This window comes from Kitasatospora indigofera (assembly GCF_014655955.1).
Lineage (GTDB): Bacteria > Actinomycetota > Actinomycetes > Streptomycetales > Streptomycetaceae > Kitasatospora > Kitasatospora indigofera.
This window is the reverse complement of the sequence record NZ_BNBO01000004.1, coordinates 307,940-329,953: the sequence shown is the minus strand read 5'-3', so window position 1 is coordinate 329,953 and position 22,014 is coordinate 307,940. Positions and strand designations below refer to the sequence as shown.

Genomic DNA, 22,014 nt, shown 5'->3' with positions numbered 1-22,014 from the left:
TCGCTAGTTATGACACGGTGCGGCACCCGCCGGGCCGGCCCAGGAAAGGACCACCCTCGTGCCGCAGCACACCGACCAGTACATCGGCGGAGCCTGGCGTCCTGCCCTCACCGCCGACTCCCTGCCGGTGCTCGACCCGGCCACCGAGCAGGTCCTCGCCACCGTCCCGGCCGGTGGCCCCGCCGACGTCGACGCCGCCGTCCGCGCCGCCCGGGCCGCCGCCCGCGGCTGGGGCGCCACCACCCCCGAGCAGCGCCTGGCCCCGCTGACCCGGCTGCGGGACGGCCTGGCCGCCGCCCAGGAGGAGATCGCCACGACGGTGGTCGCCGAACTCGGCTGCCCGATCGGCTTCGCCACCGCCGTCCAGGCCGGGCTGCCGCTCGCCGTCGCCGACTCCTACCTGGGCATCCTGGCCGGGTACGGGTTCCAGGAGCGGACCGGCAACTCCACGGTGTTCGCGGAGCCCGTCGGCGTGGTCGCCGCGATCACCCCCTGGAACTACCCGCTGCACCAGATCGTCGCCAAGGTGGTGCCCGCCCTCGCGGCCGGCTGCACCGTCGTCCTCAAGCCGGCCGAGGACACCCCGCTGGTGGCCCGGCTGTTCGCCCGGCTGGTGCACGAGGCGGGCTTCCCGGCCGGGGTGTTCAACCTGGTCACCGGCCTCGGCCCGGTCGCCGGCGCGGCCCTCGCCGGGCACCCGGACGTCGACCTGGTCTCCTTCACCGGCTCCACCGCCGTCGGCCGGACGGTCGCGGAGACCGCCGGGCGCGGCATCAAGCGGGTCGCCCTGGAGCTGGGCGGCAAGTCCGCCAACGTGGTGCTGCCCGGCGCCGACCTGGCCCGCGCCGTGAACGTCAACGTCGGCAACGTCTTCGCCAACTCCGGCCAGACCTGCAGCGCCTGGACCCGGCTGCTGGTCCACCAGGACCAGTACGAGGAGGCCGTGGCGATCGCCGCCAAGGCCGCGGCCAAGTACGTCCCCGGCGACCCGGCCGATCCGGCGACCAGGGTCGGCCCGGTGGTCAGCGCCGCCCAGCGCGAACGGGTCCGCGGCCACATCCGCGGCGCCCTGGCCGAGGGCGCCCGGCTGGTGGCCGGCGGCCCGGAGGCCCCCGAGGGCCTGGACACCGGCTTCTACGTCCGCCCGACCGTGCTCGCCGACGTCACGCCCGGGATGGCCGCCGCCCAGGAGGAGATCTTCGGCCCGGTACTCTCGATCCTCGGGTACCGCGACGAGGAGCACGCCCTGGAGATCGCCAACGGCACCCGCTACGGCCTGGCCGGCGGCGTCTGGGCGGCCGACGAGGACACCGCCGTCGCCTTCGCCCGGCGGATGGACACCGGCCAGGTGGACATCAACGGCGGGCGCTTCAACCCGCTGGCCCCCTTCGGCGGCTGGAAGGGCTCCGGCCTCGGCCGGGAGCTGGGGAGGCACGGCCTGGAGGAGTTCCTCCAGCCCAAGTCGCTGCAGTTCTGACCCGGCCCGCCTGTCACCGCTCCCCCGCCCCGGTGCCCCCGGGCCCGACGAATTCCGAGGAGGACCCATGGTCCGCGCCGCCCTGCTCACCGCCCCCGGCCGCCCGCTGGAGCTGGTCGAGATCGACCTGCCCGCCCCCGGCCCCGGCCAGGTCCGGGTGAAGCTGGCCGCCGCCGGCGTCTGCCACTCCGACCTGTCGCTGGCCACCGGCCTGCTGCGGGCCGCCACCCCGGTGGTCCTCGGCCACGAGGGCTCGGGCACCGTGACCGCCGTCGGCGAGGGCGTCACCTCGGTGCGCCCCGGCGACGCCGTCGTCCTCAACTGGGCACCCGCCTGCGGCAGCTGCCACCTCTGCTCGCTGGGCGAACCGTGGCTCTGCGAGAACTCCGCCGGTGCCTCCGCCGAACCGTACGCGGCGCTCGCCGACGGCACCGGCGTCCACCCGGGCCTCGGCGTCGCCGCCTTCGCGGAGGAGACGCTGGTCGCCGAGCGCGCCCTGATCCCGCTGCCGGACGGCGTGCCGCTGGCCGCCGCCGCGCTGCTCGGCTGCGCCGTGCTGACCGGCTACGGCGCGGTGCACAACGCGGCCCGGGTCCGGGCCGGGGAGTCGGTGGTGGTGATCGGCCTCGGCGGGGTGGGCCTCGCCGTGCTGCAGGCTGCCCGGATCGCCGGGGCCGGCCCGGTCGTCGCGGTGGACGTCACCCCGGAGAAGGAGGAACTGGCCCGCCGCCACGGCGCGACGGACTTCCTGCTGTCGGACGAGCGGACGGCCAAGGGGGTGCGGCAGCTGACCGGCGGTCACGGCGCCGACCACGCCTTCGAGTGCGCCGGCCGGGCGAGCACCATCCGGACGGCCTGGTCGGCCACCCGGCGCGGCGGGCGCACCACGGTGGTCGGCATCGGCGGCAAGGACGACCTGGTCTCCTTCTCCGCCCTGGAGGTCTTCTACTTCGCCCGGACCCTCAGCGCCTGCGTCTACGGCAACAGCGACCCGGTGAAGGACGTCCCGGTGCTCGCGGAGCACGTCCGGGCCGGCCGCCTCGACCTGGAGTCGCTGATCACCGACCGGATCACCCTGGACGAGATCCCGGCCGCCTTCGACCGGATGGCGGCGGGCCGGGGCGGCCGCTCGCTGGTGGTGTTCTGAGCCGGCCGGGCCGGCCCTGACCGAGGGTCACCCTCCGGCCGGCACCCGGGCCAGGGCGGTGCCGAGCCGGGCCAGCCACTGCTCCGCCGGGCCCCGCACCCCGGGGTGGTCCGCGCGGAACGCCGCCCAGTCGGCCTCCCGCACGCGCAGGTCCTGCGACCGGAATCCCCCGGGGGCCCGCGCGGGGGTGGGCCCGAGGACCGTCCGCAGCAGGCGCGGCGACAGCGCGGTGCGCCCGTCCTCGGCCAGCAGGACGGCGTCGTACAGGTCCTTCGCCTGCGGCCGGCCGTCGACGGTGGCATCGGTGTGCAGCCAGCGGAGCTTCCAGGCCAGGGAGAGGGCCCGGCTCGCCGTCCGGACGACCGCCGGGGCGCCGCCGTCGCCCCTGGGCACCGCCGTCAGCACGGGCGGCTCGGGGAAGCGCTCGTCCTGGGCGAAGTCCAGCTGCAGTTCGCCGGGCGGCAGCCCGGGCGCCCGCCACGGGATCCGCAGCCGGACCCCGGGCAGGCCGCCGTCCTCGCCGGCGTACGTCCAGTTGCCCTCCTCCCGTGCCCGGTCGGCGGCGAGCAGGACGCCGGGCGCCGCCTCCGGCCACCGGCCCAGCAGGTCGAGCAGGTCGCCGTACGGCGGGCCCGGATCGCGCGGGTCGGGCTCGTCCTCGTCCGGGCCGGCCTCCCAGCCGAGCCCCTCCGGCGGGACGGCGGCGCGCAGGCCGCGGGTCTCGTACTCCGCCTCGCCGTCCGTCCAGATCTCGTACCCGGCCGCGCCGTCGGCGGCCTCGGGCCACTGCTGCACCCGGCCGATCCGGTCCAGGTAGGGGTACGGGTCCAGCCGGTCGACCGGGGTGCCCAGCGGCGGCAGCACCACGAAGTCCAGGTCACCGGGCGGGCGGGCGGCGGCGCCGGCCCAGGCGAGCATGGCCGCGCTGCCGCGCAGCACCAGCTGCTCGCTCCAGGGCGCCCGGGCGATCAGGGCCAGCACATGGTCGAGGACGGCGCGCCGGACCGCCCGGTACGTGCCGGCCGTACCGGCGGACCCGCCCCTCGCGCCCGGACCGCCCGGACCGCCCGGACCGCCCGGACCGCCCGGACCGCCCGGACCGCCCGGCCGGTCACCGTCGCCGTCACGGTGGTCGTCGTACACCCGGCCGACAGTAGCGGCCCGCACCGACAACGCTCCCGGGCCCTCGCGCCGGGCGGTGCCGGGCGGCCGGCCGGGCGGTGTTCGTGCCTCGTCCGGGTGACACCCCGGGCGGCGCGCGGCCGCCCGGCGCCGGGCCGCTGACAGCATGGCCGCACCGAGAGCCACTGTCCGGCTCGGCCGCCCGGGTGTGAGGAAGTACCACCATGCGACTGCCCGTCCGACTGCCCGTCCCCCCGCGCGTCCGGCTGCGCGGCCTGCTGACCGTGCTCGGCGCGGCCGCCCTCGCCCTGGCCTCCACCGCGCCCGCCGCCTCCGCCGACCGGGTCGCGGGGACGCCCGAGGGGGCCGCGCTGGTCGGCTGGTTCGACTACGGCCCGCTGCTGGACGCCGGGCTCCCGCTGTCCCTCGTCCCGTCCTACGGGAGCCCGGAGCCCCGGCCGGCCCGCTGAGCCGGGTCCGGCGGCTCCCGCCGGACGCGCGTTCCCGCGCGTCGGCCGGCCGGGCGCCGTCGCTCCGCGCCGGGCCGTGATCGCGAGGGCGGTCACGGCCCGGCGGTCACAGGTTGATCGTGTTGGCGCAGTAGGTCCACCAGGTGGGCGGAGCCCAGCTGTACTGCTGGACGCCGCAGATCGTGATGCTCCTGACCTGGACGAACTTGGACGCGTTGGACTTGCCCTGCGCCGCCTCCAGCACCCCCGCCTCGCCGCCGTTGTCGCTGTTCGTGACGTGGACGATGCCCTTGGAGAAGCTGCCCTTCTCGGTGTAGATCCAGACCCAGCCGTCCGAGCAGTTGTCCACCTGGACCTGGATGTTGTCGTAGCGGTAGTACTTGGTGCAGCCGGCCGTGGCGGAGGTGCTCGCCGTCGCCGGGGATGCCGACACGGTGGTCAGTGCCGCGACCGCGAGGCCCAGAACGCCCGCCGACTTCGCCAACCGGCCCGAAAACGTCTTCACAGTGACAACTCCCGTGGTGTGGAACCGGCGTGTCTGTCCGCCGGGCAGTTCCACTGTCGCGTCGCAGTCATCCGTGCGGCATCGGTCATTTGACTGCTCGGCAGTCCGGGAGGAGCGGTTGTCCGGGAGCGGCTCTTCGGGTGCCCCGGCCGGCGCCGGCCGGGGCACCCGCCGGGCTCAGGCCAGGTCGATGCCCGGGTACAGCGGGAAGCCCGCCAGCAGGTCGGCGGAGCGCTTGGCCACGCCGTCGCGCAGCGCCTCGTCCAGCGTGTACTGGGCCTTGGACGGCGCGCCGGAGGCGGCGGTGACCGGGGTGGTGCCGCGCAGCACCGTGTCGATCAGGCCGGCGATCTCGTCCATCTCCGCGACGCCCAGGCCACGGGTGGTCAGGGCGGGGGTGCCGAGGCGGACGCCGGAGGTGTACCAGGCGCCGTTCGGGTCCTGCGGGACGGCGTTGCGGTTGGTCACGATGCCGGCGTCGAGCAGCGCCGCCTCGGCCTGGCGGCCGGTCAGGCCGTGGCCGGAGACGTCGGCGAGGACCAGGTGGTTGTCGGTGCCGCCGGTGACCAGCTTGCCGCCGCGCCGCAGCAGGCCCTCGGCGAGCGCCGAGGCGTTCTCGACGACCCGGCGGGCGTAGTCCTGGAACTCGGGGCGGCGGGCCTCCGCGAACGCCACGGCCTTGGCCGCCATCACGTGCGAGAGCGGGCCGCCGAGCACCATCGGGCAGCCCCGGTCGACGTGCTCGGCCAGCTCCGACTCGCAGAGCACCATGCCGCCGCGCGGGCCGCGCAGCGACTTGTGGGTGGTGGTGGTGACGATCTGGGCGTGCGGCACCGGGTCGAAGTCGCCGGTCAGCACCTTGCCCGCGACCAGGCCGGCGAAGTGCGCCATGTCCACCATCAGGGTGGCGCCGACCTCGTCCGCGATCTCGCGCATCAGCCGGAAGTTCACCAGCCGGGGGTACGCGGAGTAGCCGGCCACCAGGATCAGCGGGCGGAACTCGCGGGCGGTGGCGCGCAGCGCGTCGTAGTCGATCAGGCCGGTGGCCGGGTCGGTGCCGTAGCTGCGCTGCTCGAACATCTTGCCGGAGATGTTGGGCCGGAAACCGTGCGTGAGGTGGCCGCCGGTGTCCAGGGACATGCCCAGCATCCGCTGGTTGCCGAGCTCCTGGCGCAGCTGCGCCCAGTCCTGCTCGGTGAGGTCGTTGACGTGCCGGGCCTGGGCGCGGGCCAGCGCCGGGCTCTCCACCCGCTGGGAGAGCACCGCCCAGAAGGCGACCAGGTTGGCGTCGATGCCGGAGTGCGGCTGGACGTAGGCGTGCTGGGCGCCGAACAGCTCGCGGGCGTGCTCGGCGGCGAGCGCCTCGACGGTGTCGACGTTGCGGCAGCCGGCGTAGAAGCGGCGGCCGACGGTGCCCTCGGCGTACTTGTCGCTGAACCAGTTGCCCATCGCGAGCAGCACGGCGGGCGAGGCGTAGTTCTCGCTGGCGATCAGCTTGAGGGAGGCGCGCTGGTCCTCGACCTCGGCGCCGATGGCGTCGGCGATCCGCGGCTCGACCTGGCGCACGACGTCCAGGGCGCTGCGGAAGGCGGTGTTGGCGGCGGGCGACGCGGTGGTGTGCGGGGTGGCGTTCTCGGGGGCCTGGGCAGGCAAGGTGGGTCTCCTCGCTCGGTTCGGACGGCCCAGGCGCACGGCGACAACGTGAGACACGGAGCCGCTTCCCGATGGTTGATTCCATCTCTGTCGCGCCAGTCGCGGCTCACCGGGATCGTAACAGTGCGCCGGGCGCGGCGGCGGCGGGTTCACGATGCGGGACGGAGGCCGCCGGCCGGGCCCGGGAGCGGCCGCGCCGCGGCCCGCGGCGGCCGGCGCGGTGGTCGGCGCGGGGCCCGGGGGACGCCGTCGGATCCGGCCGCGCAGGGGTATTGATGAGGCACTGAATCACTGCTTCACTTCTTGCCATGGCCTATCGCAGGACCCCGGCCGCCCAGGCCCGGCTCGACGCCCAGCGCGCCTCCGTACTCGCCGCCGCCACCGCGCTGCTCTCCGAACACGGTTACGCCGCCTGCTCGGTGGCGGCCGTCGCGCAGCGCGCGGGGATCGCCACCGGCAGCGTCTACCGGTGCTTCCCGAACAAGGCCGAGCTGGTGGCCGAGCTGTTCCGCGAGGTGGTCGGCCGCGAGGTGGCGGCGGTGCGCGCGGCCGCCGCGTTCGAGGGCGACCTGCCGGCCCAGGTGGCCTCGGTGATCGGCACCTTCGCGGGCCGGGCGCTGCGGGCACCGCGGCTGGCCTTCGCCCTGCTCGCCGAGCCGGTCGATCCCGAGGTGGACGCCGAACGGCTGGTCTTCCGGCTGGCCTTCCGGGACCTGATCGCCGGTCTGATCGCCGAGGGCGTGGCCGCCGGCCGGCTGCCCGCACAGGATCCGCAGCTCACCGCGGCCGCCCTGGTCGGCGCCGTCGGCGAGGCGCTGGTCGGCCCGCTGGCCGACGGCGGGCCGGCCGAACAGCTCGTCCCGGCCCTGTCGGGGTTCGCCCTGCGGGCCCTGGGCCACCCGATGCCCCCGGCCGGCCCGGACCGCCCGGGCGGCGGCACCGGCCGATGAGCGTCACCCCCACCCTCACCGCCACCCCCACCGGAGCCGACCGATGACCGACCGCACTCCCGACACCGGCACTCCCACCACCACCGCCGGCACCACCAAGACCGCCGGCACCGCCGGCACCGAGCGCGAGTTGAACGCCGAGCGCCTGCTGCGGGTCTCCGCCAAGCACTCGCACGACCCGCTCACCGAGATCGACTGGGACGCCCCGCTCGACCCGGACCAGTTCGCTATCCCGCCGCACCGGGTCTCGCTGTACGGGACGCCGCTCTGGGAGACCATGACGCACCGGCAGCGGGCCCGGCTGAGCGTCCACGAGCTCGCCAGCACCATCTCGGCGGGCATCTGGTTCGAGCTGATCCTGATGGAGGGCCTGGTCCGGCACGTCTACGAGAGCGACCTGACCACCAAGCACGCGCAGTACGCGCTGACCGAGGTCGCCGACGAGTGCCGGCACTCCACCATGTTCGCGCGGTACCTGACCAAGACCGGCTACCCGTCCGCCCGGCCGACCCGGCGGGCCCAGCGGCTCGGCCGGCTGCACTTCCTGATCAACGACACCACCATGACCTTCGCCGGCGCGATCTTCGTGGAGGAGTTCACCGACGCCCTGCAGCGCGAGATGGTCCGGGACGAGAGCCTGCAGCCGCTGGCCCGCTCGGTGGCCCGGATCCACGTGATCGAGGAGGCCCGTCACATCGGGTACGCCAAGCCGGAGTTGGAGCGTCGCTGGGCCCGGCTGAGTGCCCCGCGGCGGGCGCTGTTCCGGCAGGCGCTCGGCCTGCTGGCGCAGCAGTCGGTCGCCGAGGTGATCCACCCCCGGGTGTACGCGCTGGCCGGCCTCGACCCGAGGGCGGCCCGGCAGGCGGCCGCCGAGAACCCGCACTGGCAGCAGACCAAGGCCGACTGGGCCCGCAAGGCCGTGCAGTTCTTCACCGAGCTCGGGATCATCGACCCCCGCTCGGAGTACCGGTGGCGGCGGGCGGCCCTGCTGCCCGCCGCCCGCCGGACGCGGTGACCGGGCGGGCCGCCCACCGGCGGCGGCCCACCGGCCGGGCCGGCCGGGGCAGGGCCGGCCTCAGCGCCGCCGTTCGGTGCTGACGACCAGGCAGACGGCCGCCACCACGATCGCGCCGCCCAGCAGGATCGGCCCGGTCAGCGGCTCGGCGAGGACCAGCCAGCCGAGCAGCACCGCCACCACCGGGTTGACGTAGGCATAGGTGGCGACCAGCGTGAGCGGCGCCGACTGGAGCAGCCAGGCGTACGCGGTGAAGGCCACCAGCGAGCCGAAGACCACCAGGTAGGCGAGGGCCAGCCAGGACCGGCCGGAGACCTGCGCGGGGTCGAAGCCGTGCTGCTCGCCGCGGCCCAGCGCCACCACCAGGCTGGCGATCCCGCCGGCGATCATCTGGTAGGCGCTGGCCGCGAAGGCGTTGGGCGGCATGCTGATCCGGCGGGCGGCGAAGGAGCCGGCCGCCCAGGTGAGGGTCGCCGCCACCACCGCGATCACCCCGGCGGGCGCGATGTCCCCGCCGAAGGCCGGGGAGGAGAGGACGGCGAGGCCGGCCAGGCCGAGCAGCACCCCGCCGAGGGCGGCCGGACGCGGGCGGGCGCCGCCGAAGGCGACCGGCAGCAGCACCATCCAGAGCGGGACGATCGCGACCAGCAGGGCGGCCAGCCCGGACGGGATGGAGTGCTCGCCGAGCACCACCAGCCCGTTGCCGCCGGTCAGCAGCAGCACGCCGACCAGGGCCGCGGAGCGGAGCTGGCGCCCGGTCACCCGGACGGCGGCCGGGCCCTGGCGCCAGGCGACCAGGCCCAGCAGCAGCAGGCCGGCGGTGAGGGCGCGGGAGCCGGCCGAGAGGAAGGTCGGCATGGTCTCGATGGTGATCCGGATCGCCAGGTAGGTGGATCCCCAGAGCACGTAGACGATGGCCAGCGCGCCCCAGACCGCGCCGCTGATCCGGGGCCGGTCGGCGGGCGGCTTCACCCGTCCGGCGGCCGCCCCGACGGCGTCGGCGAGTGCGGCACCGGCCCGCACGGCGGCGTCCGGCCCGGCGGCGTCCTGCACAGCACCGGCCCGCACGGCGGTGTCCGGCCTGGCGGCGTCCGGCCCGGCGGTGTCCTGCACGGCGGCTCCAGCCGCGGGGCCGGAGCCCTCCGTACAGCCGGAACCCCCGGGGGCACCGGTGCCGTCCGGGGCGTCCGAGGGTCTCTGCGGGGCCGGAGCTGTCATGGGTGTCTCCCTGGGACGGTGCTGTACGAACCCCGCCATGACACCGCACCGGCGGCCCCCGGCGCCAGTGGGTATCCGCCCCGGCCCCGCCGGAGCTACCGTGGGCCCCTCCCCCGGCCGCCCCGCGAGCGGCCCGAGCCCGCCCCACGACCGCCCCCAGGAGGCCAGGACCGTGCCCGCCGACCCCGCCCAGCTCCCGTTCTTCGTGTACGGCACACTCCGGACGGGCGGCCGCAACCACGCCGCCCACCTGGACGGGCTCTGCGCCGCCGTCCGCCCCGCCGTGCTGCCCGGCGCCGCCCTGTACGAGGGCCCGGGCTTCCCGTACGCCGTCCCGGACCCCGGCCGGTCGGTGGTCGGCGAGCTGGTGACGGTGTTCCCGGCCGGCTATCCGTCCGTACTGGCCGGCCTCGACCGGCTGGAGGACTGCCGTCCGGACGGCTCCGGCGAGTACGTCCGGCTGCGCCGGGCGGTGCGGACCGCGGACGGCGAGCACGACGCCTGGGTCTACCTGGCCGGCCCGCGCACCGCGGCCCGGCTGCGGTCGGGCCCCGCGCCCGTCGAATCGGGCGACTGGACACGGCGCTGACGGGCGGGCACGGGCGGGCGCCGGGCCGGTGACCCGGTGCCCGCCCCTCGGTTCGGCCCTCGCGGACTCCTCGGGTCAGGCCTTGCGGACGCCGGCCGCCACCCGGTCGCCGAGGGCCTTGTCCACGTTGCGCCAGTACTGCACCGCCCGCTCCAGCACCGGGTCGCTGACGCCCGCGAGCAGGTGCCCGACGATGTTGGAGACCAGCCGGTCGCGGGCGGCGGCGTCCAGCACCTCGCGGACCAGGGTGCCCGCCTGGCCCCAGTCGTCGTCGTCCGCGTGCAGGCCGTACGCCTCCCGGACCATCTCGCCCTCGGTCCGCCAGCCGGCCGACGGGTCGTCGAAGCGGTCCGCCGCGGCGGCCGGGCCGCCGTAGGAGTTCGGCGCGTACGGCACCTCCGCCCGGCTCGGGTCGAACCGCATCGGGCCGTCCTTGGCGTACGAGTGGACCGGCACGTGCGCGCGGTTCGGCGGCAGCTGGGCGTAGTTGGGGCCGATCCGGTACCGGTGGGTGTCCGGGTAGGAGAAGATCCGCCCGAGCAGCATCTTGTCGGGCGAGACGCTGATGCCGGGCACCAGGTTGGACGGCTCGAAGGCGGCCTGCTCGATGTGGACGAAGAAGTCCTCGGGGTTGCGGTTGAGGGTCATCCGGCCGACCTTGACCAGCGGGTGGTCGCCGTGCGGCCACACCTTGGTCAGGTCGAAGGGGTTGAACCGGTAGCCAGCGGCGGCCTCGAAGGGCATCACCTGCACGTACAGCGTCCAGGACGGGTGCTCGCCGCGCTCGATCGCGTCGTACAGGTCCTGCCGGTGCAGGTCGGGGTCGCTGCCGGCGAGCCGGTCGGCGTCCTCCTGGGTGAGGAAGTCGACGCCCTGGTCGGTCTTGAAGTGGTACTTGACCCAGAACCGCTCGCCGTCCGCGTTGATCCACATGTAGGTGTGCGAGCCGTAGCCGTTCATGTGGCGGTACGACCTGGGGATGCCGCGGTCGCCCATCAGCCAGGTGACCTGGTGCGCCGACTCGGGCGACAGCGTCCAGAAGTCCCACTGCATGTCGTGGTCGCGCAGCCCGTTGTCCGGCCGGCGCTTCTGGGAGCGGATGAAGTCCTGGAACTTGATCGTGTCGCGGACGAAGAAGACCGGCGTGTTGTTGCCGACCAGGTCGTAGTTGCCGTCCTCGGTGTAGAACTTCAGCGCGAACCCGCGCGGGTCGCGCCAGGTGTCCGGGCTGCCCTGCTCGCCGGCGACGGTCGAGAAGCGGGCCAGCATCTCGGTGCGCTTCCCCGGCTGGAAGAGCGTCGCCCTGGTGTACCGGCTGACGTCGTCCGTCACCTCGAAGACGCCGTACGCCCCGGAGCCCTTGGCGTGCACCACCCGCTCCGGCACCCGCTCCCGGTTGAACTGGGCCATCTTCTCGATCAGGTAGTGGTCGTGCAGCAGGATCGGGCCGTCCCGCCCCACCGTGAGCGAGTGGTCGTCGCTCGGCACCGGGACGCCGGCGTTGTTGGTGGTGTACGGGACCGCTGGGTCGGGCATGGTGTCCTCCGTCACGTGCCGAGGTACCCCCTCGCCGAACCTAACCCAGCACTCCCGTCCCCGCCCGGCGTCGCCCGGCCCGGCCCGGCACCCGTGGCGGGGGCCACCCCTCCGCCGCCCGCCGCCGCCCGCCACGCCCGCCCGGGTGCCGCCGGCGGCACCGCGGCCCGCCGCCGGTGCCGCCGGCCCGGGCCCCGCGACCGGGGCGCGAACCGCCCGGTAGGCTGCCGCTGCCCCCTTCCGGACCTGCGAGGAGTACCTGTTGGCCACCGTCCCTGCCCCAGCGCCGGCGGGCCGCCCGATCACCGTCGTCGGGATCGGCGCCGACGGCTGGCCGGGCCTGGCCGACACCGCGCGGCAGGCCCTGCGCGAGGCCGAGGTGGTGATCGGCGGCCCGCGCCAGCTCGGCCTGCTGCCCGCCGAGGCCACCGCCGAGCGGGTCCGCTGGCCCTCCCCGCTGCGCCCCGCCGTCGCCGGACTGCTCGCGGCGCACGAGGGCCGCCGGATCTGCGTGCTGGCCAGCGGCGACCCGATGTTCTTCGGCATCGGCCGGACCCTCGCCGAGACGGTCGGCGCCGACCGGCTGCGCGTCCTGCCACACCCCTCCTCCGTCAGCCACGCCTGTGCCCGGCTCGGCTGGCCGCTGGACGCCACCGAGGTGGTCAGCCTGGTCGGCCGCCCGCTCGACAGCCTCACCCTGGCGCTCCACCCCGGGCGGCGGCTGCTGGTGCTCAGCGCCGACGCGGGGACCCCGGCGGCCGTCGCCGCCCTGCTGACCGCCCGCGGCTTCGGCGCCAGCCGGCTGCGGGTGCTGGAACAGCTCGGCGGCCCGGCCGAACGGCAGCTGGACGGCGCCGCCGACGACTGGCAGCACCCGCCCGGCGACCCGCTCAACCTGATCGCGGTCGACTGCGCCGGCGACGGCGTCCGCACCTCGGTGGTGCCCGGCCTGCCCGACTCCCGGTACGAGAGCGACGGCCAGCTGACCAAGCGCCACGTCCGGGCCGCCACCCTCGCCACGCTCGCCCCCGCGCCCGGGGAACTGCTCTGGGACGTCGGCGGCGGCTCCGGCTCGATCGCCGTCGAATGGCTGCGCGCGCACCGCGACTGCCGCGCCGTCAGCATCGAGCGCGACCCCGTCCGGGCCGGCCGGATCGCCCGGAACGCGGCCGCCCTCGGCGTGCCCGGGCTGCGGGTGGTGACCGGCCCGGCGCCCGCCGCCCTCGACGGACTGCCCGTCCCCGACGCCGTGTTCATCGGCGGCGGGCTCACCGTCCCCGGCCTGCTGGAGGCCTGCTGGGCGGCGCTGCCGCCGGGCGGCCGGCTGGTCGCCAACACCGTCACGCTGGAGTCCGAGGCGCTGCTCACCGAGTGGTACCGCCGCTGGGGCGGCGAGCTGCTGCGACTGGCCGTGGCGCACGCCGTGCCGGTGGGCGGCTTCACCGGCTGGCGCCAGGCGATGCCCGTCACCCAGTGGTCGGCGGTCAAGCCGTCCGGCCTCCCGGACACCCCGGCGGCCGCGCCGCCCGCCCCGCCGTCCACCCCGGCGCCGCCGTCCCGCCCCGCGCGGCCGGCCGGCCCGACGCAGCCGCCCCACCAGCCGCCCGCCGTTTAGGAGCCCCCTCATGACCGTCCACTTCATCGGGGCCGGCCCCGGCGCCGCCGACCTGATCACCGTGCGCGGGGCCCGGACCCTGGCCCGCTGCGGGGTCTGCCTCTACGCCGGCAGCCTCGTCCCCCGGGAGCTGCTCGCCGAGTGCCCGCCGGACGCCCGGCTGGTCGACACCGCGCAGCTCACCCTCGACCAGATCGTCGCCGAGATCACCGCCGCGCACGAGGCGGGCCAGGACGTGGCCCGGCTGCACTCCGGCGACCCGTCCGTGTTCAGCGCCGTCGCCGAGCAGATGCGCCGGCTGGACGCGGCGGGCATCCCGTACGAGGTGGTCCCCGGCGTGCCCGCCTTCGCCGCGGCGGCCGCCGCGCTCAAGCGCGAGCTGACCGTGCCGACCGTCGGCCAGACCGTGATCCTGACCCGGGTCGCCAAGCGCGCCACCCCGATGCCCGAGGGCGAGGACCTGGCGACGCTCGGCCTCAGCCGCGCCCTGCTGGTGCTGCACCTGGCCGCCGGGTACGTGGACGACGTGGTCGAGGAGCTGCTGCCGCACTACGGCGCCGACTGCCCGGCCGCCGTGGTGGCGATGGCCAGCCGCCCGGACGAACTGGTGCTGCGCGGCACGCTCGCCGACATCGCCGGCCAGGTCAAGGCCGCCGGCGTGGTGCGCACGGCCGTCATCCTGGTCGGCCGGACGCTGGGCGCCGAGCAGTTCCGCGACAGCCACCTCTACTCGGCCGAGCGCGAGCGCCCGCACGAGGCCTGCGGCGCCTGATGCCGCACGTCGACGCCGCCGGGGCCGAACGGCCCGCCGCTGCCACCGGGACCCCCACCACCGGGACCGCCGACACCGGGGCCCTTGCCGCCGCGGCGCACGCCGGTGCCGGTGCTGGTGCTGGTGCTGGTGCTGGTGCCACAGCCTCCGCCGGTGCCGGCGTGGTGCGCCGGGCGCCGCGCCGGGTGCTGATCCTCGGCGGCACCACCGAGGCCCGCCTGCTGGCGGCGGCGCTGGCCACCGGGCCCGCCGCCGACCCGGGCCGGCTGGTGACGAGTTCGCTCGCCGGACGGGTGGCCGAGCCCCGGCTGCCCGCCGGGCAGGTCCGGATCGGCGGCTTCGGCGGCGCGGCCGGCCTGGCCGACTGGCTGCGCGCCGAGCGGGTGGAGGCGCTGGTGGACGCCACCCACCCGTTCGCCGAGGTGATGTCGCGCAACGCCGCGGAGGCGGCGGCCGCCACCGGCGTGCCGCTGCTCGCCCTGCGGCGGCCCGGCTGGAGCCCGGCCGAGGGCGACCGCTGGCACCCGGTGGCCTCGCTGGCCGAGGCCGCCGCCGCGCTGCCCGCCCTCGGCCGCCGGGTCCTCCTCACCACCGGCCGGCAGGGCATGGCCGCCTTCGCCGGCCTGGACGCGCTGCACTTCGTGGCCCGTTCGGTCGACCCGCCCGCGGAGCCGCTGCCCGCGCACACCGAGGTCCTGCTGGCCCGGGGCCCGTTCACGCTGGCGGACGAGCGCGCCCTGCTCCGCGAGCACCGCATCGACGTGCTGGTCACCAAGGACAGCGGCGGCGCCGCCACCGCCCCCAAGCTGACCGCCGCCCGGGAACTGGGCCTCCCGGTCGTGATCGTCCGCCGCCCGGAGCTGCCCGGCGGCGTACCGGTGGCCGAGGACGTGGCGGCGGCGGTCGCCTGGCTGACGGCCGGCGGGCCGACGGCCTGACCCACGGACGGGCTGACCCACGGACGGGCTGACCGGCCGGCGGGCGCCCACGGGCGGGGCGGCGGGCGCGGTGCCGGCCGAGCCGGCGGTCAGGCGCCGGTTTCCGCCCCGCCCTCCCTGATCTCGTCCAGCGAGAGCTGCATCGCGGCCCTGGCACGGGTGAACCAGTCCGCCAGCACGGCGGTCTCCTCGGCGCTGTAGTCGCCGAACAGGGCGCCCAGCCGCTCGTAGAACGGGCCGTAGACCGCCATGACACGGGCCTGCGCGGCGTCCTCCATCACCACCCGGACCCGGCGGCGGTCCTTCGGGTCCGCCTCGCGACGGGTGTAGCCCGCCTTCTCCAGCCGGTTGAGCACGCCGGTCACGGCCCCGGTGGTCAACCGGGCCCGCTCGGCCAGGTCCCCGGCCGTGAGCGACTCGACGGCCTGCGCGGCCTCGATGACGAAGCCCAGGCAGGTGAGGTCGGTGACGTTCAGCCCGAGCCGCCCCGCGATGTCCTGCTGCCCGAACTGGGCCAGCGCGATCATCCGGTCCATCGCGTACAGCGCCTGCGCGGCCGTCGCCCCCGGGCGCTCCTTGCCCTCCACAGCCATTCCCCTTACGATCTAAGCTACTTAGCTCGTGAGATAATTTGTCTCCCGGCCCCCATTCTCCCCGGCCGGCGCCGCCGCACGCCCGCTCCGGCCCGCCCGGGTCGGCCCTCCCGCGCGCCCTCGCCGAGCCGCCACCCACCACACCACCCAGGAGTCGACATGTCCGCACACGGCGACCACGACATGGGCCACACCGTCGCTGGCTGGACCGGCAGCGCCCTGACCATCGCCGGCACCATCGTCCTGGGCCTGGCCCTCGTCGCCGGCTCCCCCGCCGGCCTGGGGATCGGCGGGGCGGTCCTGGTCCTGGCCGCCCTCGCCAGCTGGCTGCTGCACCTGTCCGGCCGGGGCAAGCCCACCGGCCCCCGCCCCGCCGGCGGCCGCGACTGGCGCGCCCGCGACACCGCGGCCCGCCAGGGGCACCCCGACTGCCTCGGCTGCCGCCTGGCGGGCCGGCGCCCGCGCGCGCTGCCCGTCCCCCGGCCGCACGCCGGGCCGGCTCCGGCCGCGAACCCCCGGGCCCGCGGCTCCCGCACGGAGCGGGCCGAGGCCGGCTGACGGGTCCGGCCGCCGAGCGGCGGGCCGGCCCCGGGCAGGTCACCCTGGGATCAGGGGCGCCCGGCGGGCGCCGGCCGCCCGTGGTGGCCGGTCCGCCGTCACTCGACACGGGGGTTGGGTGTCGGAGAGGGGCGCGCACGAGATATCTTGATATCGAGACGTTGTAGACGTGAAGCGGAGTAACGGTGACTGACTCGACCATCATCTATACGCACACCGACGAGGCCCCGGCCCTGGCAACGTATTCGTTCCTGCCGGTGGTCCAGGCCTACGCCTCGACGGCGGGCGTCAGCGTGGAGACGCGCGACATCTCCCTGGCCGGGCGCATCATCGCCAGCTTCCCGGAGCGTCTTGAGGAGGGCCAGCGCATCGACAACGCGCTCGCCGAGCTCGGCGAGCTCGCCAAGACGCCCGAGGCCAACATCATCAAGCTGCCGAACATCTCGGCCTCCGTACCGCAGCTCAAGGCCGCGATCGCGGAGCTGCAGGCGCAGGGCTACGCGCTGCCGGACTACCCGGACGACCCGAAGACCGACGAGGACCGCGACGTCCGCGCCCGGTACGACAAGGTCAAGGGCAGCGCCGTCAACCCGGTGCTGCGCGAGGGCAACTCCGACCGCCGCGCGCCCGCCTCGGTGAAGAACTACGCCAAGGCGCACCCGCACCGCATGGGTGCCTGGACGCCCGGGTCGAAGACGAACGTCGCCCACATGAGCGCCGACGACTTCCGCTCCACCGAGAAGTCCGCCGTGATCGCCGAGGCCGGCACCCTGCGGATCGAGCTGGCGGCCGCCGACGGCACCACCACCGTGCTGCGCGAGTCGGTCCCCGTGCTCGCCGGTGAGGTCGTGGACGCCTCCGTCATGCGCGTCGCCGCGCTGCGCGAGTTCTTCGCCGCCCAGGTGGCCCGCGCCAAGAGCGAGGACGTGCTGTTCTCGGTGCACCTCAAGGCCACCATGATGAAGGTCTCCGACCCGATCATCTTCGGCCACGTGGTCCGCGCCTTCTTCCCGAAGACCTTCGCCCAGTACGGCGAGGTGCTCGCGGCGGCCGGCCTGAGCCCGAACGACGGCCTCGGCGGCATCCTGAAGGGCCTGGACTCGCTGGCCCAGGGCGCCGAGATCAAGGCCTCGTTCGACGCCGAGCTCGCCGAGGGCCCGGCCCTCGCGATGGTCGACTCCGACCGCGGCATCACCAACCTGCACGTCCCGAGCGACGTCATCGTCGACGCGTCGATGCCGGCCATGATCCGCACCTCCGGCCACATGTGGGGCCCGGACGGCAAGGAGGCCGACACCCTCGCCGTCATCCCCGACAGCAGCTACGCGGGCATCTACCAGGTCGTCATCGACGACTGCCGCGCGAACGGCGCCTACGACCCCGCCACCATGGGCTCGGTGCCGAACGTCGGCCTGATGGCGCAGGCGGCCGAGGAGTACGGCAGCCACGACAAGACCTTCGAGATCGCCGCCGCCGGCACGGTCCGGGTCGTCGACGGCTCCGGCGAGGCCGTGCTGGAGCAGCCGGTCAGCGCCGGCGACGTGTTCCGCATGTGCCAGACCAAGGACGTGCCGATCCGCGACTGGGTGAAGCTCGCCGTCAACCGCGCCCGCGCCACCGGCAACCCGACGGTGTTCTGGCTGGACGAGACCCGCGCGCACGACGCCAACCTGATCGCCAAGGTCAACGCGTACCTGCCGGAGCACGACACCGACGGGCTGCAGATCGAGATCCTCTCGCCCGCCGAGGCCACCGCCTTCTCGCTGGAGCGCATCCGCCGCGGCGAGGACACCATCTCGGTGACCGGCAACGTGCTGCGTGACTACCTCACCGACCTGTTCCCGATCCTGGAGCTGGGCACCAGCGCCAAGATGCTCTCGGTCGTCCCGCTGATCAACGGCGGTGGCCTGTTCGAGACCGGCGCCGGCGGCTCCGCCCCGAAGCACGTCCAGCAGCTGGTCAAGGAGAACTACCTCCGCTGGGACAGCCTGGGCGAGTTCCTCGCGCTGGCCGTCAGCTTCGAGCACCTCGCGCAGACCACGGGCAACGCGCGCGCCCAGGTCCTCGCCGACACGCTGGACCGGGCGACCGGCAGCTTCCTGGAGGAGGACAAGTCGCCGAGCCGCCGCCTCGGTGGCATCGACAACCGCGGCAGCCACTTCTACCTGGCCCTGTACTGGGCCCAGGAGCTGGCCAGGCAGAGCGACGACGCCGAGCTCGCGGAGGCGTTCTCGGCGCTGGCCAAGACGCTCACCGAGCAGGAGCAGACCATCGTGGCCGAGCTGATCGCGGTCCAGGGTTCGGCGACCGACCTCGGTGGCTACTACCAGCCCGACCCCGCCAAGGCGGCGGCCGTGATGCGTCCGTCGGCGACCTTCAACGAGGCCGTCGCGACCCTCGGCTGACCCCGGGCCGGCGCGAGTCCCCGCGGGGGCCCGCAAGCGGGTGAGTGACCCGCAAGCGCACGAACGAGAGGTCCCGCGGACCGTCCTGGCGACGGTCCGCGGGACCTTTCGCGTGGGAGGGGGCCAGGGTGGCCTGAGCAGCGCGGCCGGGCCCGGCGCGGGGACGGGAGGGGCGCGGGGGACGGCAGGGGCTCGGGGGACGGCAGGGGGTCACCCGCGGTCGCTCAGGCGTCGAAGTCGTACTCCAGCACGTACGAGGCGGAGTCGAGCGTCATCTCGTTCACCTCGACGGCCCGGCCGTCCTCGGCGAACGCGGTGCGGCAGATCAGCATCACCGGGGTGCCGGCGGAGAGGCGCAGCCGGTCCGCCTCGTCCTGGGAGGGCATCCGGGAGCGGATCTCCTCGCGGAAGTGCACCGGCTTGTGGCCGAGTTCGGCGAGCCGGGCGTAGGTGCCGCCGGGGCCGGTGTCCTCCTCGGTTATCGCCGAGCGGGCGACCAGGTCCACCGGGAGGTAGGAGCTGGAGAGCAGGACCGGCTTGCCGTCGAGCACGAACCGGCGGCTGCGGACGCAGACCGGACGCGCCGGGTCGACCCCGAGCACCTCGGCCACCCTGGCCGGCGCCGGCGCCTCCACCACGTCGACCTGGTCGACGACCAGCACGCGCTCCGCTATGTCGGCGGACCAGATCGAACGCCCCGAACCCCACTGGCCGGCGGACAGCCGCTTGATGCCCTGCCGTCGCAGCGGCTGGAAGACCCGGACGAAGACGCCCACGCCCTTGCGGGCCTCCGCGATCCCCTCGCTCTGCAGCACGCCCAGGGCCTGACGGGCCGTCATCCGCGCCACCTCGTAGGTGGCCATGAGGTCGTTCTCGCCGGGGAGGCGGTCGCCGGGCGCGTACTCACCGGTCCTGATGGCCTCCTTGAGGGCATCGGCGATCTGCTGGTACTTGGGCTGCCGACGTTTGTCCGAGTTGGCCATGGGTTCGATTCCTCGCTTCCTCTCTAGACATCCTAGGGCGGCACCGCTCGGCCTGCTATCGGTGCTGCGCAACCCGAACCGGCCATTTCTCTAGAGAGCTTATTGACTTCTCTAGAGATCATGGCTTCACTGGAAATGTCCCCACCGCCCGGCCCGAGGCCCCCCGCGGCCTCACCGGGCACCCGTCGGACCCGTGGAGCAACCGCCGCCCGATCGCCGTACGAAGGACCGCCATGTCCGATTCAGCAGACATCTCCTTCCTCCCCCGAGTCACCTGGGCGGTCCCGTCCGCCCCGCGGGAAGTCGCGGGCGTGCGGACCAGGGCCGTGGCCGAGGTCCGCGCCCTCGGTGTCCCGATCGAGGACACCACCGATCTCGAACTCGTCGTCACCGAACTGGTGACCAACGCCATCCGGCACGGCGAGGGCCCCGAGGTCCACATCCACCTGCGGCTCCACGGGCCCGGGGTCCTCGCCGTCGAGGTCCACGACCGTTCCCCCCGGTACCCGGACACGCCGCCGCCGGCCGGCCAGGACCAGGAGTCCGGTCGGGGCCTGCACATCGTGGACGCCCTGGCCCTGCGCTGGGGGTTCCTGGAGTTCGCGCACCACAAGGCCGCCTGGGCGCACCTCGCCGTCCCGCCCGGCACGGCGCCGCCGGCCTGCGAGTCGGCCCGCCGGCCGGGCGCGCTGCCCCGGCCCGCCCCCGAGCCGGGCACCGATCCCGGACCGGGCCGGACCGCCCGCCGGTTCGGCCCGGTCCGGGCCGGGCGGGTCGCGGCCCTGCTCCCCTGGCCCGGACCGACGGCCGGCGCGGCGGAGCCGGGGAGCCTGCGGGTCCGGCGCCACCGGCTCGGGGGCGCGGTGAGCGGCCACCCGCGCCGGGACGGCCGCGGCCTCGGGGCCCGGACCCCGAGGAGCCGGGCCGGCCTGGCCGGCCCGGTCGGCCCGGTCCGTCCGGTCGGTCAGGACGGTCAGGACGGACCGGTCGCCGGACCCAGCGGATCGGCGCGGCCGACGACCGTGCCCGCCCGGTCGATGCAGATCACGTCGACCGCGACCGGCGAGCCGACCAGCACCCCCAGCGCGGTGGCCCGGGCCGCCTCGGCCACCAGGTCGCCCAGCGGCACACCGGCCGCCCGGCAGAGCTGGATCGCCTCCAGGGCGGTGTTGGCACCGGCCACGGCCTCGACCAGCTCCGGCCCGGCGCCGCCCTCCCGGGCCAGGCCCGCCAGGTAGCCCTTGTCGACCTGGGAGCGGGCCGAGTGCAGGTCCAGGTGCCCGGCGGCCAGCTTGGAGAGCTTGGCGAACCCGCCCGCGATGGTGAGCCGCGGCACCGGGTGTCGCTTCAGGTACTTCAGCACCGCGCCGGCGAAGTCGCCCATGTCCAGCAGCGCGTCCTCCGGCAGCCCGTGCACGGCGACGGCGACCTTCTCCGAGGTCGAGCCGGTGCAGCCGGCCACGTGCGTACGCCCGGCCGCCCTGGCCACGTCGACCCCGCGCCGGATGCTGTCGATCCACGCCGAGCAGGAGTACGGCACCACGATGCCGGTGGTGCCCAGGATCGACAGGCCGCCCAGGATGCCCAGCCGGGGGTTCCAGGTGGAGCGGGCGATCTCCTCGCCGTGGTCGACCGAGAGTTCCACCACCACGTCGCCGCTGCCCCCGTGGGCGGCCGCCACCTCGGCGACGGCGTCCCGCATCATCTGCCGGGGCACCGGGTTGACCGCCGGCTCCCCCACCGGCAGCGGCAGCCCGGCCTTGGTGACCGTCCCCACCCCCGGGCCGGCCCGGAACACCACCCCGCTGCCGGGCTCGCCCCGGCGGACGGTCGAGCGGATCAGCGCACCGTGGGTGACGTCCGGGTCGTCCCCGGCGTCCTTCACCACCCCGGCCATCGCCCGGCCGTCCGCCAACTCCTCCACCGCCAGGGCGAACGCCGGCTGCTGGCCCTTCGGGAGCGTGATCGTCACCGGGTCCGGGAAGCCTCCGGTGAGCAGCGCGGTGTACGCGGCCTTGGTGGCGGCGGTCGCGCAGGCCCCGGTCGTCCAGCCGTGCCGCAGGCCGCTGCTCCTCAGCTGGGCCGCCCGGCCGCCGAGCTCAGCCACGGGTGCCCCCCGTGGTCGCGCCGGCCACCCGGGCCGACCTGTCCGGCCCCCGGCCGGCGGAGGCACCCATCGTCGCCATCCGTCCCTTCACCTGCCCTGTCGTCCGCGCCGCGGCCGAGGTGGCCGCCACCGTCCATGGTCCCCTGCCCGTCGCTGATTCTCCCGGTCGGGTCCCGGTCGGCGGTTCGGCCCGGCCCGGGGCCGGCGGCCCGGGGCCCCGGCGGCCGGTCAGGGGCGAGGGCGCCCGCGTGCGGCCACCTCCCGCCAGTGGTCGCGGGCCTGCCGGGTGGAGCGGGTCTTGCGGTCCTCGGGCCCGAGGACGCGCAGCCGGTCGGCGAACACCCCCTGGAAGGCGGCCGCC

At 75.7% G+C, this 22,014-nt stretch carries 19 protein-coding genes, 1 pseudogene and 1 riboswitch; of the genes and pseudogenes, 12 read left to right on the top strand and 8 right to left on the bottom strand.

Annotation, left to right across the window (positions count from 1 at the left end):
• The first annotated feature begins 58 nt into the window (after positions 1-58).
• Entirely contained in the window at positions 59-1,477 is a 1,419-nt protein-coding gene (locus IE329_RS06605) for an aldehyde dehydrogenase family protein (protein ID WP_190209841.1), read from the top strand.
• Positions 1,478-1,544: 67 nt separating this feature from the next.
• Positions 1,545-2,624: a zinc-binding dehydrogenase gene (locus tag IE329_RS06600; RefSeq protein WP_190209840.1), complete on the top strand. Its 1,080-nt coding sequence runs from the start codon at positions 1,545-1,547 to the stop codon at positions 2,622-2,624.
• A 27-nt stretch (positions 2,625-2,651) separates the two neighbouring features.
• On the opposite strand, the gene IE329_RS06595 is transcribed toward IE329_RS06600, so the two are convergent.
• A complete protein-coding gene (locus tag IE329_RS06595; protein WP_373311089.1) occupies positions 2,652-3,767 on the bottom strand; it encodes a nucleotidyl transferase AbiEii/AbiGii toxin family protein in 1,116 nt (371 codons plus the stop codon).
• Between the two features lie 203 nt (positions 3,768-3,970).
• On the opposite strand from IE329_RS06595, the gene IE329_RS06590 reads away from it, so the two are divergent.
• A complete protein-coding gene (locus tag IE329_RS06590; RefSeq protein ID WP_190209838.1) occupies positions 3,971-4,216 on the top strand; it encodes a hypothetical protein in 246 nt (81 codons plus the stop codon).
• A 106-nt stretch (positions 4,217-4,322) separates the two neighbouring features.
• On the opposite strand, the gene IE329_RS06585 is transcribed toward IE329_RS06590, so the two are convergent.
• Positions 4,323-4,721, bottom strand: coding sequence for a hypothetical protein (locus tag IE329_RS06585; protein ID WP_190209837.1), 399 nt, complete (start codon positions 4,719-4,721; stop codon positions 4,323-4,325).
• 177 nt (positions 4,722-4,898) lie between these two features.
• Positions 4,899-6,374, bottom strand: coding sequence for a glycine hydroxymethyltransferase (locus IE329_RS06580; protein ID WP_190209836.1), 1,476 nt, complete (start codon positions 6,372-6,374; stop codon positions 4,899-4,901).
• A 20-nt stretch (positions 6,375-6,394) separates the two neighbouring features.
• A riboswitch (ZMP/ZTP riboswitch) is annotated at positions 6,395-6,487 on the bottom strand.
• A 195-nt stretch (positions 6,488-6,682) separates the two neighbouring features.
• On the opposite strand from IE329_RS06580, the gene IE329_RS06575 reads away from it, so the two are divergent.
• Both IE329_RS06575 and IE329_RS06570 read left to right on the top strand, forming a co-directional pair.
• Complete coding sequence (locus IE329_RS06575; RefSeq protein WP_190209835.1) at positions 6,683-7,324, top strand: TetR/AcrR family transcriptional regulator; 642 nt, start codon at positions 6,683-6,685, stop codon at positions 7,322-7,324.
• Between the two features lie 43 nt (positions 7,325-7,367).
• Positions 7,368-8,339: an AurF N-oxygenase family protein gene (locus IE329_RS06570; RefSeq protein WP_190209834.1), complete on the top strand. Its 972-nt coding sequence runs from the start codon at positions 7,368-7,370 to the stop codon at positions 8,337-8,339.
• A 60-nt stretch (positions 8,340-8,399) separates the two neighbouring features.
• On the opposite strand, the gene IE329_RS06565 is transcribed toward IE329_RS06570, so the two are convergent.
• A complete protein-coding gene (locus tag IE329_RS06565; protein WP_229927225.1) occupies positions 8,400-9,311 on the bottom strand; it encodes an EamA family transporter in 912 nt (303 codons plus the stop codon).
• Between the two features lie 418 nt (positions 9,312-9,729).
• Between IE329_RS06565 and IE329_RS06560 the strand changes: the two genes are divergently transcribed.
• Complete coding sequence (locus IE329_RS06560; RefSeq protein WP_229927216.1) at positions 9,730-10,146, top strand: gamma-glutamylcyclotransferase family protein; 417 nt, start codon at positions 9,730-9,732, stop codon at positions 10,144-10,146.
• A 75-nt stretch (positions 10,147-10,221) separates the two neighbouring features.
• Here IE329_RS06560 and IE329_RS06555 read toward each other — a convergent pair whose 3' ends face one another.
• Positions 10,222-11,682 carry a catalase gene (locus tag IE329_RS06555; RefSeq protein WP_190209831.1) on the bottom strand — a complete coding sequence of 487 codons (1,461 nt, stop codon included), beginning with the start codon at positions 11,680-11,682 and terminating at the stop codon, positions 10,222-10,224.
• Between the two features lie 262 nt (positions 11,683-11,944).
• On the opposite strand from IE329_RS06555, the gene cbiE reads away from it, so the two are divergent.
• From cbiE to IE329_RS06540, 3 genes are all read left to right on the top strand, one after another.
• Positions 11,945-13,297: a precorrin-6y C5,15-methyltransferase (decarboxylating) subunit CbiE gene (gene cbiE / locus IE329_RS06550; protein WP_229927215.1), complete on the top strand. Its 1,353-nt coding sequence runs from the start codon at positions 11,945-11,947 to the stop codon at positions 13,295-13,297.
• A 10-nt stretch (positions 13,298-13,307) separates the two neighbouring features.
• Positions 13,308-14,069 carry a precorrin-4 C(11)-methyltransferase gene (gene cobM / locus IE329_RS06545; RefSeq protein ID WP_190209830.1) on the top strand — a complete coding sequence of 254 codons (762 nt, stop codon included), beginning with the start codon at positions 13,308-13,310 and terminating at the stop codon, positions 14,067-14,069.
• Between the two features lie 161 nt (positions 14,070-14,230).
• Positions 14,231-15,007, top strand: a complete 777-nt coding sequence (locus IE329_RS06540; RefSeq protein WP_229927214.1) for a cobalt-precorrin-6A reductase — start codon at positions 14,231-14,233, stop codon at positions 15,005-15,007.
• A gap of 89 nt (positions 15,008-15,096) precedes the next feature.
• Here the strand turns inward: IE329_RS06540 and IE329_RS06535 are convergent, their stop codons facing one another.
• Positions 15,097-15,594 (bottom strand): MarR family transcriptional regulator, encoded by a 498-nt coding sequence (locus IE329_RS06535; protein ID WP_190209888.1) that lies wholly within the window; start codon positions 15,592-15,594, stop codon positions 15,097-15,099.
• 165 nt (positions 15,595-15,759) lie between these two features.
• Between IE329_RS06535 and IE329_RS06530 the strand changes: the two genes are divergently transcribed.
• Together IE329_RS06530 and IE329_RS06525 are read left to right on the top strand one after the other, a co-directional pair.
• A complete protein-coding gene (locus IE329_RS06530) occupies positions 15,760-16,158 on the top strand; it encodes an HGxxPAAW family protein (protein WP_190209828.1) in 399 nt (132 codons plus the stop codon).
• 185 nt (positions 16,159-16,343) lie between these two features.
• Positions 16,344-18,563, top strand: a complete 2,220-nt coding sequence (locus IE329_RS06525; protein WP_190209827.1) for an NADP-dependent isocitrate dehydrogenase — start codon at positions 16,344-16,346, stop codon at positions 18,561-18,563.
• 224 nt (positions 18,564-18,787) lie between these two features.
• On the opposite strand, the gene IE329_RS06520 is transcribed toward IE329_RS06525, so the two are convergent.
• Positions 18,788-19,546 carry a GntR family transcriptional regulator gene (locus IE329_RS06520; RefSeq protein ID WP_190209826.1) on the bottom strand — a complete coding sequence of 253 codons (759 nt, stop codon included), beginning with the start codon at positions 19,544-19,546 and terminating at the stop codon, positions 18,788-18,790.
• Between the two features lie 233 nt (positions 19,547-19,779).
• Here IE329_RS06520 and IE329_RS41995 point away from each other — a divergent pair.
• A pseudogene (locus IE329_RS41995) lies at positions 19,780-20,076 on the top strand (ATP-binding protein); the annotation flags it as partial.
• A gap of 443 nt (positions 20,077-20,519) precedes the next feature.
• On the opposite strand, the gene IE329_RS06510 reads toward IE329_RS41995, so the two are convergent.
• Entirely contained in the window at positions 20,520-21,653 is a 1,134-nt protein-coding gene (locus IE329_RS06510) for a cobalt-precorrin-5B (C(1))-methyltransferase (protein ID WP_190209825.1), read from the bottom strand.
• Between the last annotated feature and the right edge of the window lie 361 nt (positions 21,654-22,014).